The sequence below is a fragment of the Rhodococcus sp. GXMU-t2271 genome, from assembly GCF_041414735.1.
GTDB classification, from domain to species: Bacteria; Actinomycetota; Actinomycetes; order Mycobacteriales; family Mycobacteriaceae; genus Rhodococcus; species Rhodococcus indonesiensis.
Genome location: NZ_JAUIZP010000025.1, coordinates 56,759 through 70,371, shown reverse-complemented (window position 1 = coordinate 70,371; position 13,613 = coordinate 56,759). Strand labels below are relative to the sequence as shown.

At 69.4% G+C, this 13,613-nt stretch carries 11 protein-coding genes and 13 tRNA genes; 9 read left to right on the top strand and 15 right to left on the bottom strand.

Going from position 1 to position 13,613, the window contains the following annotated elements; all coding sequences use genetic code 11:
- Positions 1-9 precede the first annotated feature (9 nt).
- Positions 10-1,317, bottom strand: a complete 1,308-nt coding sequence (locus QYS60_RS09710) for a glycosyltransferase family 87 protein (RefSeq protein WP_371383005.1) — start codon at positions 1,315-1,317, stop codon at positions 10-12.
- Positions 1,318-1,363: 46 nt separating this feature from the next.
- Positions 1,364-2,920: an alpha/beta hydrolase gene (locus tag QYS60_RS09705; RefSeq protein WP_371383004.1), complete on the bottom strand. Its 1,557-nt coding sequence runs from the start codon at positions 2,918-2,920 to the stop codon at positions 1,364-1,366.
- Positions 2,921-3,073: 153 nt separating this feature from the next.
- Here QYS60_RS09705 and zapE point away from each other — a divergent pair, with 153 nt between their 5' ends.
- Positions 3,074-4,090 (top strand): cell division protein ZapE, encoded by a 1,017-nt coding sequence (zapE, locus tag QYS60_RS09700; protein ID WP_003935546.1) that lies wholly within the window; start codon positions 3,074-3,076, stop codon positions 4,088-4,090.
- 42 nt (positions 4,091-4,132) lie between these two features.
- Here the strand turns inward: zapE and QYS60_RS09695 are convergent, their stop codons facing one another.
- Entirely contained in the window at positions 4,133-4,693 is a 561-nt protein-coding gene (locus tag QYS60_RS09695; protein WP_371383003.1) for an N-acetyltransferase family protein, read from the bottom strand.
- Positions 4,694-5,056: 363 nt separating this feature from the next.
- Between QYS60_RS09695 and QYS60_RS09690 the strand changes: the two genes are divergently transcribed.
- Positions 5,057-5,569, top strand: a complete 513-nt coding sequence (locus tag QYS60_RS09690) for a 2-isopropylmalate synthase (protein ID WP_054373604.1) — start codon at positions 5,057-5,059, stop codon at positions 5,567-5,569.
- A 95-nt stretch (positions 5,570-5,664) separates the two neighbouring features.
- On the opposite strand, the gene QYS60_RS09685 is transcribed toward QYS60_RS09690, so the two are convergent.
- The 12 genes from QYS60_RS09685 to QYS60_RS09630 all read right to left on the bottom strand — a co-directional run bounded on the left by QYS60_RS09685 (position 5,665) and on the right by QYS60_RS09630 (position 6,914).
- A tRNA-Gly gene (locus QYS60_RS09685) sits at positions 5,665-5,740 on the bottom strand.
- A 59-nt stretch (positions 5,741-5,799) separates the two neighbouring features.
- A tRNA-Val gene (locus tag QYS60_RS09680) sits at positions 5,800-5,874 on the bottom strand.
- A gap of 7 nt (positions 5,875-5,881) precedes the next feature.
- Positions 5,882-5,957, bottom strand: a tRNA-Gly gene (locus QYS60_RS09675).
- Between the two features lie 59 nt (positions 5,958-6,016).
- A tRNA-Val gene (locus tag QYS60_RS09670) sits at positions 6,017-6,091 on the bottom strand.
- A 7-nt stretch (positions 6,092-6,098) separates the two neighbouring features.
- Positions 6,099-6,174 (bottom strand) — tRNA-Gly (locus QYS60_RS09665).
- Positions 6,175-6,233: 59 nt separating this feature from the next.
- Positions 6,234-6,308: transfer RNA gene (locus QYS60_RS09660), tRNA-Val, on the bottom strand.
- A 7-nt stretch (positions 6,309-6,315) separates the two neighbouring features.
- Positions 6,316-6,391, bottom strand: a tRNA-Gly gene (locus QYS60_RS09655).
- A 60-nt stretch (positions 6,392-6,451) separates the two neighbouring features.
- A tRNA-Val gene (locus QYS60_RS09650) sits at positions 6,452-6,526 on the bottom strand.
- Positions 6,527-6,533: 7 nt separating this feature from the next.
- Positions 6,534-6,609, bottom strand: a tRNA-Gly gene (locus tag QYS60_RS09645).
- Between the two features lie 60 nt (positions 6,610-6,669).
- Positions 6,670-6,744: transfer RNA gene (locus tag QYS60_RS09640), tRNA-Val, on the bottom strand.
- Between the two features lies 1 nt (position 6,745).
- Positions 6,746-6,816, bottom strand: a tRNA-Cys gene (locus QYS60_RS09635).
- A 25-nt stretch (positions 6,817-6,841) separates the two neighbouring features.
- Positions 6,842-6,914, bottom strand: a tRNA-Gly gene (locus QYS60_RS09630).
- A gap of 298 nt (positions 6,915-7,212) precedes the next feature.
- Between QYS60_RS09630 and QYS60_RS09625 the strand changes: the two genes are divergently transcribed.
- The 7 genes from QYS60_RS09625 (at position 7,213) to QYS60_RS09595 (ending at position 13,608) form a co-directional block, all read left to right on the top strand.
- Positions 7,213-7,284 (top strand) — tRNA-Val (locus tag QYS60_RS09625).
- A 177-nt stretch (positions 7,285-7,461) separates the two neighbouring features.
- Positions 7,462-8,028, top strand: coding sequence for a DUF742 domain-containing protein (locus QYS60_RS09620; RefSeq protein WP_289379345.1), 567 nt, complete (start codon positions 7,462-7,464; stop codon positions 8,026-8,028).
- Positions 8,029-8,165: 137 nt separating this feature from the next.
- On the top strand, positions 8,166-10,247 hold the full coding sequence (thrS, locus tag QYS60_RS09615; protein WP_289379352.1) for a threonine--tRNA ligase: 2,082 nt from the start codon (positions 8,166-8,168) through the stop codon (positions 10,245-10,247).
- Entirely contained in the window at positions 10,244-10,792 is a 549-nt protein-coding gene (locus QYS60_RS09610) for an HIT domain-containing protein (RefSeq protein ID WP_289379346.1), read from the top strand. The genes thrS and QYS60_RS09610 overlap by 4 nt, the downstream gene beginning before the upstream one ends.
- A 109-nt stretch (positions 10,793-10,901) precedes the next feature.
- The gene (pgsA, locus tag QYS60_RS09605; protein WP_371383002.1) at positions 10,902-11,582 is read left to right on the top strand and encodes a phosphatidylinositol phosphate synthase; all 681 of its coding nucleotides are present in this window, start codon (positions 10,902-10,904) and stop codon (positions 11,580-11,582) included.
- Entirely contained in the window at positions 11,579-12,484 is a 906-nt protein-coding gene (locus QYS60_RS09600; RefSeq protein ID WP_371383001.1) for a phosphatidylinositol mannoside acyltransferase, read from the top strand. Before pgsA ends, QYS60_RS09600 begins: the two co-directional genes overlap by 4 nt.
- Positions 12,481-13,608, top strand: coding sequence for a glycosyltransferase family 4 protein (locus QYS60_RS09595; RefSeq protein ID WP_289379349.1), 1,128 nt, complete (start codon positions 12,481-12,483; stop codon positions 13,606-13,608). Before QYS60_RS09600 ends, QYS60_RS09595 begins: the two co-directional genes overlap by 4 nt.
- Positions 13,609-13,613 lie beyond the last annotated feature (5 nt).

Here is a 13,613-nt window from a genome sequence, read left to right as displayed (position 1 = left end):
CGCTCCACGCTAGCCGTCACCGCGGTTCGTCGCCACGAGCTCGGCCTGCCGCGCAGGCTCGTGCTCCGGCAACAGGAACGACGGTTCGATGCCGTCCGCCAGCCGGCCCTCCCGCCGGGCGGCCAGGTAACGGTCGAGCAGCACCGCGAAGATCACGATGAGCAGCAGCGACCACCCGAACGTCGTCTTCATGTACTCGGCAGCGCGACCGGCCTCCGGCCACCGTCCCGACAGCCAGCTGTCGTAGCTCATGAAGCCGTAGACCGCCAGCCAGGCCGGCCAGTTCCGCATCACCGAATTGCGCAACACGACCGTCATCAGCAGCGGGAACAGCATCATCGAGTAGTACATCTGACCGAGCGAACCGAGCAGGAACGACGCGGTGAGCAACACCCCGCTGCTCGTACCGACGAAGAAGAGCTCGTCGTGGCGGCAGTACCGGTACAGCAGCCACAGCGAGACGACGACCATGAGACCCAGGACGACGCGCAGCGCGAGGATCAACCAGGCGGGTAAGCCGTAGTACATGCCGTTGCCGACGATGGCGCTGTTGAAATAGTCGCGTGCCTCGAACAGGTACGGCGTGGTGCGCTCGACGAACGCCCAGGCGTCCACCGAGAGCGGCCACGCGACGAGCGTCAGGCCGAGCGGCACCGCCGCGGCGGTGACGAACACCTTCCACTGCCGGCGCACGAACGGAATCAGCAGCAGGGGCGCGAGGATCGGCTTGACCGCGAACGTCAACCCGATCGCAACGCCCGCCCACAGATCCCGCCGGCGCAGCAACAGCGTCAGGAAGGCGACCTCGCCGAGCAGGACGAGGCCGTTGATGTTGGTGAAGACCAGGGTGTTCGTCACGGTCTCGGAACTGAACGCCGCCAGCAGGAGGATCGGCGCGAGCACCGAGTCGAGACCGTAGCCGAACATCCGCAGCAGCAGGTACAGCGCCACGATGATCGCGATCGCGTTGGCGATGATGAACAGCCACCGGGAGCGCTCCGGGTCGATCACCGCGATCGGGGAGATCAGCAACGTCCCGGACGGGGGATACAGGTAGTGCGGGTCCACCCACTCGAAATTCGCGGTGTACACCGGCCGGCGGTTGAGAAACGCCAGGGCCGCGTTGTAGACGGGAGTGAAGTCGTCGGTGCGGAACCCGTTGACGGCTTTGACCACCACACGGTGCAGCACCGTGAGCACGGCCAACGGCCACACAACGCACTTGACCACCTCCGCGGCGGTGCGGGCGGTGCGGGGCTCGAGGCGGCTGAGGAACACTACGGCACGGTACACCGAGAGCCGGGGGCGGCCACCCACCGTCCCCACCCGGCGGCGTCGGGCCCGGGCCGCGGCGGACGTCGGTTCACGCCGGGCACAGGCTGCCGTTCGGCGGCAGGGCGCCGGTGTCGAGGTAGGCCGCCAGGCGTGCCTGGACGCAGCCGGAGTGCAGGACCGCCGAGTAGCCGGCACCCTGCCAGGACAGCGCCGCCCACCGGGCGGAGACGGCGGTGAGGGCGCCGGTGACCGACTCGAGCCCGGCGCTGCCGACGAGCGGATCGGCGGCACCCGTCGTCACCAGCACAGGCACGCGCACCTCCGCCGGCAGCGGTGGTGTCGGCATGCTCGGCCAGGCACTGCACGCGGTGAGACCGATCGCGCTGTCGCCGCCGAACAGGGGGTAGTTCGCCGACCACGTCTGCTGCAGCTCGGTGGCCCGGGCCGTCGTCGGCCACCGCTGACCGTCGCTGCAGCGGGAGACGAACTGCCCGTCGGACGACAGCACGGCCTCGGCGGCGCCGACGAGTTCGAGCATCGGTGTCACGTCGCCCGCGCCGGCGGCGGCCAGTGCGTCGGACAGCTCACGGACCCGGGCCTGCGCGTCGCTACGGGGGGTTCCCAGGAACCACGTCACCGCAGTGAGCAGGGCGTTCGACGAGAGCGGTGCAAGAGTCCCGGCCGCGGCGCGGGCGTGCAGGTCCTCGAGCGCGGCCCGCGGGTCGGGGCCCAGCGAGCACGCCAGTGCGACGCACTGGCGGGCGAACGCGTCGACCGCCGACTCCGCGCCGCGCACCCGGCTCTCGGCCAGCAGCTCGGCGTCGGCCGTCGCGGCGGCGGGGGAGTCGAGGACGAGGCGGCCGATGGTGGTCGGGTACTTCGACGCGTAGGCGAGGGCGACCGTGGCACCGTTGCCGATGCCGAGCACGCCGATCCGATCGACGCCCCAGGTGGTTCGCAGCTGCTCGAGGTCGTCGGCGGCGTGGGCGGCGTCGAACAGCAGTTCCTGCGGCTGCAGGTAGTCGGTGCATGCGATGGTGGCTTGCCGGCCGAGCTCGGCGACCCGCTCCGGACCGTCGCCGGTGCGGCCGAACTGCCCGTGGTCGGCCAGGGCGCGCCGGTCGGCTCCGAAGATGCACTCGATCGGCTGGGAGGCGCCGAGGCCGCGCCGATCCACCGCGACGATCGGCCGCGAGGCCGCGAGTTCGGCGAGCGAGCCGGTCGACAGTGCGGCCAGCGCCCGTGAGGAGGGCATGTCGGCACCCGTCGTCATGACGAGCGGGGCCGCCTCGGTGGGGGTCTGCGCCAGCCGGGCGCGCAGCACATCGAGTGGAAACGAACCCGGCACGGTTCCTGTCGCGTCGATCGCAGCGGGAATCTGGGCGCACTCGAGGACGAGGCCTGTCGGTCCCGGCGGCAGCGCCTGGGCGGCGAGGGTCTCGGCGGTGCAGTCGCGCCAGTCCAGGTCCCGGGCGGGTGCCGGCAGTTCCGGGGCAAGGGCAGGGTCCTCGCCGGTGGGAGTGGCCCGGCCGTCCGCCTCCTGCACCACCGCGACGTCGGGGCGTACCGAGGGGCCCGCCCCGCATGCGGCGGTCATCGCTCCGAGTACGACGATGCCCACGGTGAGCACACGGGTTCTGCGCATGCGCACAGCCTGCCAGGTCGGTACGCGGGCCCGCGCACACGACCGGATCGCCCGATCTGCCGGATGTGACGATCACGTGTACGTGATGTGAAGTAGGTCGCAATCTGCCCTGGGTGTACCGGTCGCCTCGAGCTGCGGCCCTACCCTGGAGAAATGCACGAACGTCTCGTCGATCGCAATCCCGTGGTGCCGTCCGACCAGCTGGTGGCCCAGATGGTTCCGCCCGCGATGTTCGACGACGTGAGCTTCGCGTCCTACATTCCCGATCCGAACGAGCCGAGCCAGGCGACCGCCGTCGCGACGGCGGAGGAGTTCGCCCACAAGATCGCGAAGATCCGGGGTGGCGGCCGGCGGGGCCTGTTCGGGCGGAAGGCGCCGTCCACCGGCGCCGGTCTCTATCTCGACGGCGGCTTCGGCGTCGGCAAGACCCACCTGCTGGCGTCGATCTTCCACGCGGCACCGTCGCCGAAGGCGTTCGGCACCTTCGTGGAGCTGACCCACGTCGTCGGTGCGCTCGGCTTCAACAAGGCGGTCGAAGAGCTGTCCAGCCACAGCGTGCTGTGCATCGACGAGTTCGAGCTCGACGACCCGGGCGACACGATGCTGGTCTCCCGGCTGCTGACCGAACTGTCCGCGCGGGGCGTGTCCATCGTCGCGACCTCCAACACCCTGCCCGGGCAGCTGGGCGAGGGGCGATTCGCGGCGCAGGACTTCCTGCGCGAGATCAAGAAGCTCGCCTCGATCTTCGAGACCATCCGCGTGGACGGTCCCGACTACCGCCATCGCGACCTGCCGCCGGCGCCGGACCCGATCAGCTCCGAGGAGCTGCTCGATCGCGCCGATGCGGTCGCCGGCGCCACCCTCGACGATTTCGACGAGCTGTGCGCGCATCTGAGCACGCTGCATCCGTCGCGGTACGGCAAGCTCGTCGAGGGCGTCGCGGCGGTCTTCCTCAACGGGGTCCATGCGGCCCACGACCAGTCCGTGGCGCTGCGTCTGGTGGTGCTCGCCGACCGGCTCTACGACGCGAGCATCCCGGTGACCGTCGCCGGCGCGAAGCTGGACGAGATCTTCACCGCCGAGATGCTCGCCGGCGGCTACCGCAAGAAGTACCTGCGTGCGACCTCGCGCCTGCTGGCGCTGTCGCGGTTCGAGACCGCCGCCACCTGAGTCGGGTTCCCGGCCGGACCTGCCGCACGCGAGTACCTCGCGTCACAGGGTGCGTTGCATGACGTAGTCGTGATGGGTCTGCGAGCCGACCTGGAACGTGCGCGTGCCCACGACCTCGAATTCGTTCTTGGCGTAGAACCGCCGGGCCCGCGAGTTCTGCTGGTTGACTCCCAGCCACAGCCCCCGGCAGCCGGCTGCCCGGGCATGCTCGACGACGGCGGCCATCAGGGCCGCCGCCACTCCGGCGCCGTGCTTGCCTGGCAGCACGTAGAGCTTGCTGATCTCGGTGGTCGGCAGCGCGGTCACGGCTGCACGGACCTCCGGGTCCGTCGGTTCCGCATCGACGCCCATGAGGTAACCCACGATCTCGCCGCCGACGGTCGCCTTGAGCACGATGCGGGTCGGGTCGGTGAGGTACTCGCTGAACCGTTCCGCCGAGAGGGTGTCGTCGATGAACGCGGCGATGTCCTCCTGCGAGGCGTCGGCCGGGCAGGCGAGGGGGAACGTGGTGGCTGCGACATCGGCGATGGTCTCGGCATCCCAGATGCCGGCCTGCTCGACGGAGACGTTCGCCGTCGATTCCTCGAGTGACGGAGTGGGCATGGGAACCAGTAGATCACTCGGCGCCTCACCGCGCCGACGCTCGGGTCCGGTATCTGCTCGGCGTCCGGAAATGGCTGAACCCCAGCCTTGGATGGGGGGTCATGGCTGGGGTTCATTACCATCGGGGGGATGGCATCTCCGACAATACATGAGGAATCCCTCAGGTTCCAGCCGGGGTGGTCACGGTTGGGTCACACGCCGGTCGACGGGCGGTTGCCTTCCGCCGGGCGACGCTCTACTGTGGGCCTCATGAAGCGCGTACTCGTAGTTCACCGCCGTAGCGGGGTCTGATTCGGACCGACCCCTCGCTGCGGGTCGTCGAGCTACCTGTCGGTCCTTCCTTCACGCGGAAGACCTCCCACGATGAACGCCTTCACCTCCACCGCTTCCAGCACCTCCTATGCCGCCGGCGACGCGAACACCGCATACTCGGCGCCGATCGACCCGTTCGCCGCGCGCTACGGACGATCCCTGCCACGCGAACTGCGCGCCGAGGCGCTCGACATGAGCTGGACAGAGTTCACCGCGACCTATGCCCCGCACGGGCCGGTCCGTCTCGGTGGCTGGTCGGCCGGGGCTCCGTGTGCAGGCCGTCGGAATTTCGAGGCCACCTTCGGCGTGGGGGAGACCATCCACGCGGCTGCAGCGACGGCCACCGGCCCGGTGGCTGCGATGACCGCCATGATGCACACCCTCGGGATGCCGCTCGAGATTCTCTCGTTCCACCAGTTCGATCTCGGCGACAGCCACGCGACGTTCCTGTTGTGCGAGGCGGACGGGCGCCGGCTCTGGAGCATGGGTATCGCGGCGACCGGAACCGAATCGGCACTGCGCGCGATGACCGCGGGAGCCAATCGGCTGCACGCCTCCCGCTGAGAGGGCGGTAGCACGACGAAGGCCCTCCCGACCGGGAGGGCCTTCGTCGTCGAGTGGTGGGCGCGACCTCGTCCGGCCGGCGCTCCCGAGGGTGGTGGAGCGGATGACGGGATTCGAACCCGCGACCCTCACCTTGGCAAGGTGATGCGCTACCAGCTGCGCTACATCCGCATGCGCACTCCTCGACCCGGCGGACCGGCGATGGAGTGCAGGGTGGAGAAGGTGAATCGTGGTGCGCGATACTGGGATCGAACCAGTGACCTCTTCCGTGTCAGGGAAGCGCTCTCCCGCTGAGCTAATCGCGCCGGGGGGTGGAGCGGATGACGGGATTCGAACCCGCGACCCTCACCTTGGCAAGGTGATGCGCTACCAGCTGCGCTACATCCGCATGCGCACTCCTCGACCCGGCGGACCGGCGATGGAGTGCAGGGTGGAGAAGGTGAATCGTGGTGCGCGATACTGGGATCGAACCAGTGACCTCTTCCGTGTCAGGGAAGCGCTCTCCCGCTGAGCTAATCGCGCCGGGGGGTGGAGCGGATGACGGGATTCGAACCCGCGACCCTCACCTTGGCAAGGTGATGCGCTACCAGCTGCGCTACATCCGCATGCGCACTCCTCGACCCGGCGGACCGGCGATGGAGTGCAGGGTGGAGAAGGTGAATCGTGGTGCGCGATACTGGGATCGAACCAGTGACCTCTTCCGTGTCAGGGAAGCGCTCTCCCGCTGAGCTAATCGCGCCGGGGGGTGGAGCGGATGACGGGATTCGAACCCGCGACCCTCACCTTGGCAAGGTGATGCGCTACCAGCTGCGCTACATCCGCATGCGCACTCCTCGACCCGGTGACCCGGGTCGAGAAGTGCAGGTAAAACCTGGTCGATCGTGGTGCGCGATACTGGGATTGAACCAGTGACCTCTTCCGTGTCAGGGAAGCGCTCTCCCGCTGAGCTAATCGCGCCGGGGGGTGGAGCGGATGACGGGATTCGAACCCGCGACCCTCACCTTGGCAAGGTGATGCGCTACCAGCTGCGCTACATCCGCATGCGCACTCCTCGACCCGGTGACCCGGGTCGAGAAGTGCAGGTAAAACCGGGTCGATCGTGGTGCGCGATACTTGGATTGTACCAGTGACCTCTTCCGTGTCAGGGAAGCGCTCTCCCGCTGAGCTAATCGCGCGAGGTGGAGACGGGAATCGAACCCGTGTGCACGGCTTTGCAGGCCGTTGCCTCACCACTCGGCCACTCCACCGTAAAAGGTCGAGTCCAACCTCTCGAGCGGATGACGGGATTCGAACCCGCGACCCTCACCTTGGCAAGGTGATGCGCTACCAGCTGCGCTACATCCGCATCGCACCGTCCGGCGCCGTGCTCTCCGTGGTGCGGTTGAGAACATTAGCCGACCATCGTCAGAACACACAAATCTGCAGGTGAGGGCATGGACGAGCCGTCCTCACCGGGTCGTGCACGGCCCGTTCCGGGCCGGCGGGCTCCGGTTGCGGCGATTCGCTCCGCAGGGGCGGAGCTTGCGGCCGTTCGGGGCGCGGCGTCCCGACCCGGTTTCGAAAACACAGGCGACCAGGCGATTCGTGTTCACCCGATGGGCGTGTTAATGTTCCTTCTCGTTCGAGCCGCTGCGAAGCGGCCCGGTCCCGTGGCTCAGTGGAAGAGCGTCCCGTTCACACCGGGGAGGTCGCTGGTTCGATCCCAGCCGGGACCACAGCACCGACGAAGGGCACCCCACGGGGTGCCCTTCGTCGTTTCGGAGTCGTTTCGGACCGGCGCGGTTCGCGTCCGGCCGGAACATCTCGGCGACGGAGCGGCGGTGACCTGCGCGTTCACCGAACCGCACTGCGCTGATGGCAGGATTGCGGTCGGTGTGAGGAGGATGCGACTGATGAGCGTCGCCGACAACAACTGGCCCCTGGTCGGGGCCACAGGAGCACGATTCGGATCGTCCGGCCGCCGGCGCAAGGATCACCCGGCACCGGGTACCGCCGACCGCGCAGAGGGCACGCCCGCGGTGGAGACCCCGGCGACGGGTGCCTCCGCGGCCGTCGCCGCTCCGGCCTCGAAGCCGATGCCTGCGGTTCCGAGGCACACGGCGGCCACGAGGGAAGAGGAGCCGAGCGGGCAGCAGCCCTCGTTCGTCCGACCCTTCGTGCGCAGCCAGGGCCGGACCCGCGCCGAGGTGGATCTCCCGCTCGAGGTCCTCGTCTCCGCGGTGAGCGACGCCGTGGGAACCGCAGGTCTCGAGGAGCACCGCACCATCCTGGCGTTGTGCGCCGAGCCCCGGTCCATCATGGAGATCGCGGCTCTGGCACGACTGCCGCTGGGCGTCGCACGTGTCCTGGTGGGGGATCTCGCAGCCACGGGAGAACTCACCGTTCACCGAACCGCCGACGGACTCGGCCCCGACGCCCAGTTGCTGTCTCGGGTCCTCGGCGGCCTGCGCCGGCTCTAGCCCACCGGCTCCCGGCGGTGCCCGGGTGAACTGCCGTTCGGGGTGGTGTCGATAGCATGGTCTGGTTGCCGACGCGTGGCATACCCCGCGGCGTCGGCGGCACCCATCACCGGCACGAGCCCGAGGAGCCCACCACCGTGACGACGCCCGCATCCGTAGACCCCACCGTGCTCGTCCGGGTGCCCGCGGGGACCGCTGCCGGTGCCGCCCTCCGGGAGGCGGGCCTGCCCAACAGCGGGCCCGACGCGGTCGTCGTGGTCCGCGACGAGGAGGGCCGGCTGCGGGACCTGTCGTGGACGCCGGAGCAGGACGCTCGGGTCGAGCCGGTCGCCGCCGCCACCGAGGACGGCCGCTCCGTCATCCGGCACTCCGCGGCGCACGTCCTCGCCCAGGCGGTGCAGCAGGAGTTCCCCGAGGCCAAGCTCGGCATCGGCCCTCCGATCAAGGACGGCTTCTACTACGACTTCCAGGTCGACCGGCCCTTCACTCCGGAGGACCTGGCCAAGCTCGAGAAGCGGATGAAGCAGATCGTCAAGGGGGCACAGCGGTTCTCCCGCCGCGTCGTCGAGAACCTGGACGACGCACGCGAGGAACTGAAGAACGAGCCGTTCAAGCTCGAGCTGCTCGGTGAGAAGTCGGCCGGAAACGACTCCCTGGACGAGGACCCCGAGATCATGGAGGTCGGCGGCAAGGAACTGACGATCTACGACAACCTCAATCCGCGCACCGGCGAGAAGATCTGGGGCGATCTGTGCCGTGGCCCGCACATCCCCACCACCAAGTACATCCCGGCGTTCAAACTCACCCGCAGCTCTGCCGCCTATTGGCGCGGGGACCAGGACAATGCCGGTCTGCAGCGCATCTACGGCACCGCGTGGGAGTCTGCGGAGGCGCAGGAGCGCTACCTCGAGCTGCTCGCCGAGGCCGAGCGCCGTGACCACCGCAAGCTCGGCAACGAGCTCGACCTGTTCAGCTTCCCCGACGAGCTCGGCTCCGGCCTTCCGGTGTTCCACCCCAAGGGCGGCATCATCCGTCAGGAGATGGAGGACTACTCCCGCAAGCGGCACGTCGAGGCCGGCTACGAGTTCGTGTACTCCCCGCACATCACGAAGGGCCACCTCTACGAGGTGTCCGGCCACCTCGACTGGTACCGCGACGGGATGTTCCCGGCGATGCACATCGACGAGGAACTGGCCGAGGACGGCACCGTGCGCAAGCCGGGTCAGGACTATTACCTCAAGCCGATGAACTGCCCGATGCACAACCTCGTCTTCCGTTCCCGCGGCCGGTCCTACCGCGAGCTGCCGCTGCGGCTGTTCGAGTTCGGCTCGGTGTACCGGTACGAGAAGTCCGGCGTCGTCCACGGTCTGACCCGGGTACGTGGCATGACGCAGGACGATGCGCACATCTACTGCACCCGCGAGCAGATGCGCGACGAGCTGACCACGACCCTGAACTTCGTCCTCGACCTGCTCAAGGACTACGGCCTCGAGGACTACTACCTCGAGCTGTCGACGAAGAACCCCAAGAAGTTCGTCGGCGACGACGCCCTGTGGGAGGAGGCCACCGAGACCCTGCGCGAGGTCGGCGAGGCCTCCGGTCTCGATCTCGTGCCGGATCCGGGCGGCGCCGCCTTCTACGGCCCGAAGATCTCCGTCCAGGTTCAGGACGCGCTCGGGCGCAGCTGGCAGATGTCGACGATCCAGCTCGACTTCAATCTGCCCGAGCGTTTCGAGCTCGAATACACCGGCCCCGACGGCAGCAAGCACCGGCCGGTGATGATCCACCGGGCCCTGTTCGGTTCGATCGAGCGCTTCTTCGGCGTGCTCACCGAGCACTACGCGGGCGCCTTCCCGGCGTGGCTCGCCCCCGTCCAGGTCGTCGGGATCCCCGTCGCGGAAGCTTTCGAGGATCACCTGTTCGACGTCACCCGGCAGTTGAAGGCCGCCGGGGTGCGGGCCGAAGTCGACACCAGCGACGACCGGATGCAGAAGAAGATCCGCAACCACACCACGCAGAAGGTGCCGTTCATGCTGCTCGCGGGCGAGCGGGACGTCGCCGCCGGCGCGGTCAGCTTCCGGTTCCGCGACGGTACGCAGGTCAACGGAGTACCCGTGGCCGACGCGGTCCGGCTGGTGACCGAGTGGATCGGACGGCGGGAGAACGCCTCGCCCACCGCGGAACTCGTCGCTCCCGTCGACCGTGGCGGCGCCGCATGAGCGGGGACTGCTCCGACGACGCCCTCGTCGACCGGGGCGCCGGCGAACCCGACCACCTCCAGCGTCTGTGGTCCCCGCACCGGATGTCGTACATCGCGGAGGCGCCCCGGTCCAAGGAGGCGCCCTACGAGCCGTTCACCGACATCCCGAAGATGCGGGACGAGGAGGGCCTCGTCGTCGCGCGCGGCGAGCACGTGTACGCGGTGCTCAACCTGTACCCCTACAACCCCGGCCATCTGATGGTCGTGCCGTACCGCCGGGTCGCCAACCTCGAGGACCTCACCCCCGAGGAGAGCACCGAACTGATGTCCTTCGCGCAGCAGGCGATCCGGGTCATCAAGAGCGTCTCGCGGCCGCACGGCTTCAACGTGGGGCTCAACCTCGGGGCCGCCGCCGGTGGTTCGCTCGCCGAGCACCTGCACCTGCACGTGGTGCCGCGGTGGGGCGGCGATGCCAACTTCATCACCGTCCTCGGCGGCGCCAAGGTCATGCCGCAGCTGCTGCGCGACACCCGCGCGTTGCTCGCTGCGGCCTGGAGCGACTGACACCGGCCCGAACCGAACGCCGTCCCCGACTCATGTTTGTCGCCGTTCGCAGGCATGGCAGGATCGTGTCCCGGACGCAACGATGTGACGAAAGACGGGGGTCGGTGGGATGCTCAGCTTCTTCGGGCGTGCGTCGGTGTCGAAGGTCACCGCCCCGCTCGGCAGGGCCCTGATCCGCACCGGCCTCACACCGGACGCGGTGACACTGATCGGCACCGTCGCCACGATCACCGCCGCCGTGACGCTGTTCCCGATGGGGCAGTTGTTCTGGGGTGCGATGGTGATCTGGCTGTTCGTGATGTTCGACATGCTCGACGGCGCCATGGCACGGGCTCGAGGGGGCGGCACCCGCTTCGGGGCGGTCCTCGACGCCACCTGTGACCGGGTCGCCGACGGCGCGATCTTCGCCGGACTCGCCTGGTGGGCGGTCTACGAGGAACAGAGCCGGCCACTGCTGATCGCCACCCTCGTCTGCCTCGTCACCTCCCAGGTGATCTCCTACGCCAAGGCTCGCGCGGAAGCGAGCGGCCTGTCCGCCGACGGCGGCCTGATCGAACGTCCCGACCGGCTCGTCATCGTCCTGGTCGGCGCCGGCCTCACCGGGCTCGGCCTGTGGTGGGCGATCCACGCCGCGATGTGGCTGCTCGCCGCCGGTTCGGTGATCACCGTATTCCAGCGGGTGCTCGCGGTGCGGCGCTGCCCGGAGGCCCGCGAGCTGCTCCCGTTGCCGTCGTCGACTCCAGCCTGCGGAGAACCGTCGTCCGCCCCGGCCGACGGAGACGCCCGATGAGCGTGACGGGACGCGCCTCCGACCTCGGCTACGCCGCAGGATGGCGGCTCGTGCGGGCGCTGCCCGAGTCCACTGCGCGCCGGCTGTTCGACCTCGGGGCCGATTTCGCGGCCCGTCGCGGCGCCGGCCCGCAGCAGTTGCGCCGCAACCTGGCCCGCGTCCTGGGCGTGCCCGCGGCGCAGGTCCCGGACGAGCTGATCCGGCAGTCCCTGCGGTCCTACGCTCGGTACTGGCGGGAGGCGTTCCGGCTGCCCTCGATGGACCTCGCCGCGACGGCTGCGGCACTCGATCACGCCGTCGAGGGCCGCGAACACATCGAACAGGCACTGGCGGCCGGGCGCGGTGCAATTCTCGCCCTGCCGCACAGCGGGAACTGGGACATGGCCGGTGTGTGGTGCACGCAGACCTACGGTGGACTGTCCACGGTCGCCGAACGCCTGCGTCCCGAATCGCTCTACCAGCGGTTCGTCGCATACCGCGAAAGCCTCGGCTTCGAGATCTTCCCCCTCAGCGGCGGTGAGACCCCGCCGTTCGACCGGCTCGAGACCCGGCTGCGCGAGAACCGGATCGTCTGCCTGCTCGGCGAACGTGACCTGGCCCGCAGGGGCGTGCCGGTCACGTTCTTCGGGGAACCCACCCGCATGCCCGCCGGCCCGGCGAAGCTCGCCGTCGAGACCGGGGCGCCGCTGCTGCCGGTGCACTGCTGGTTCACCGACGACGGCTGGGGCTTCCGGGTCCACCCCGAGATCGACGTCGCCGGCGGGATCGGACCGGCGACCCAGGCACTCGCCGACTGCTTCGCTGCCGACATCGCCGAACACCCCGCGGACTGGCACATGCTGCAACCGCTCTGGCTCGACGACCTCTCCGAGGCCCGCCTGGCCCGGATGGAGGCGCGGTGAAGATCGGGATGGTGTGCCCGTACTCGTTCGACGTACCGGGCGGGGTGCAGGCGCACGTCGTGGATCTGGCGACCGTGCTCATCGAACGCGGCCACCGGGTCAGCGTCCTCGCTCCGGCCTCCGACCGCACCGAACTGCCCGACTTCGTCGTCTCCGCCGGACGCGCCGTCGCCATCCCCTACAACGGCTCGGTGGCGCGTCTGAGCTTCGGCCCCGTGTCCTATGCGCGGGTCCGGCGGTGGATCAACGACAACGACTTCGACGTCCTGCACATCCACGAACCCAACGCCCCGAGCCTGTCGATGCTCGCCCTGAAGATCGCGGAAGGCCCCATCGTCGCCACCTTCCACACCTCGACGACCAAGTCGCTGGTACTGAGCACCTTCCAAGGCGTGCTGCAGCCGTATCTCGAGAAGATCAGCGGCCGCATCGCCGTGTCCGAGCTCGCCCGCCGCTGGCAGGTGACCTCACTCGGCTCCGACGCCGTGGAGATACCCAACGGAGTCGACGTCTCGTCGTTCGCGCACGCCCCGACGCTGCCCGGGTATCCCCGCGCCGGGCGCACCGTGCTGTTCCTCGGCCGGTACGACGAACCACGGAAAGGCATGGCGGTGCTGCTCGGCGCGCTGCCCTCGCTCGTCGAGCACTACCCGGACCTGCAGATCCTCGTGGTCGGTCGCGGGGACGAGGAACGGCTGCGCAAGGAGGCCGGACCGTACGCACGGCACCTGCGGCTGCTCGGCCAGGTGTCCGACGCGGAGAAGGCCTCGGCCATGCGCAGCGCCGAGGTGTACTGCGCCCCCAACCTCGGCGGGGAGAGTTTCGGGATCGTGCTCGTGGAGGCGATGGCCGCCGGCACCGCGGTGGTGGCCAGCGAACTCGACGCGTTCCGCCGGGTGCTGCGCGACGGCCGCGCCGGCGTACTCGTCCCGGTGGGCGACTCGGCGGCTCTCGCGGCCGCCATCCGCGGCCTGCTCGACGACGCAGCCCGGCGGCGCGCCCTCGTGGCGGCGGCGAACGAGATCGTCGGCGCGTACGACTGGCCGGTGGTGGCCGAGCAGATCCTGCGCGTATACGAGACCGTCACGGTCGGCGCCGGGCCGGTCCGCGAGGTCCGATCGTGACATGC

What these genes read in the sequence shown, in the direction of transcription:
- QYS60_RS09705 (WP_371383004.1), bottom strand. Translation starts at nt 2,920, where the DNA reads ATGCGCAGAACCCGTGTGCTCACCGTGGGCATCGTCGTACTCGGAGCG.
- zapE (WP_003935546.1), top strand. Translation starts at nt 3,074, where the DNA reads ATGCACGAACGTCTCGTCGATCGCAATCCCGTGGTGCCGTCCGACCAG.
- QYS60_RS09695 (WP_371383003.1), bottom strand. Translation starts at nt 4,693, where the DNA reads ATGCCCACTCCGTCACTCGAGGAATCGACGGCGAACGTCTCCGTCGAG.
- QYS60_RS09690 (WP_054373604.1), top strand. Translation starts at nt 5,057, where the DNA reads ATGAACGCCTTCACCTCCACCGCTTCCAGCACCTCCTATGCCGCCGGC.
- QYS60_RS09620 (WP_289379345.1), top strand. Translation starts at nt 7,462, where the DNA reads ATGAGCGTCGCCGACAACAACTGGCCCCTGGTCGGGGCCACAGGAGCA.
- QYS60_RS09610 (WP_289379346.1), top strand. Translation starts at nt 10,244, where the DNA reads ATGAGCGGGGACTGCTCCGACGACGCCCTCGTCGACCGGGGCGCCGGC.
- pgsA (WP_371383002.1), top strand. Translation starts at nt 10,902, where the DNA reads ATGCTCAGCTTCTTCGGGCGTGCGTCGGTGTCGAAGGTCACCGCCCCG.
- QYS60_RS09600 (WP_371383001.1), top strand. Translation starts at nt 11,579, where the DNA reads ATGAGCGTGACGGGACGCGCCTCCGACCTCGGCTACGCCGCAGGATGG.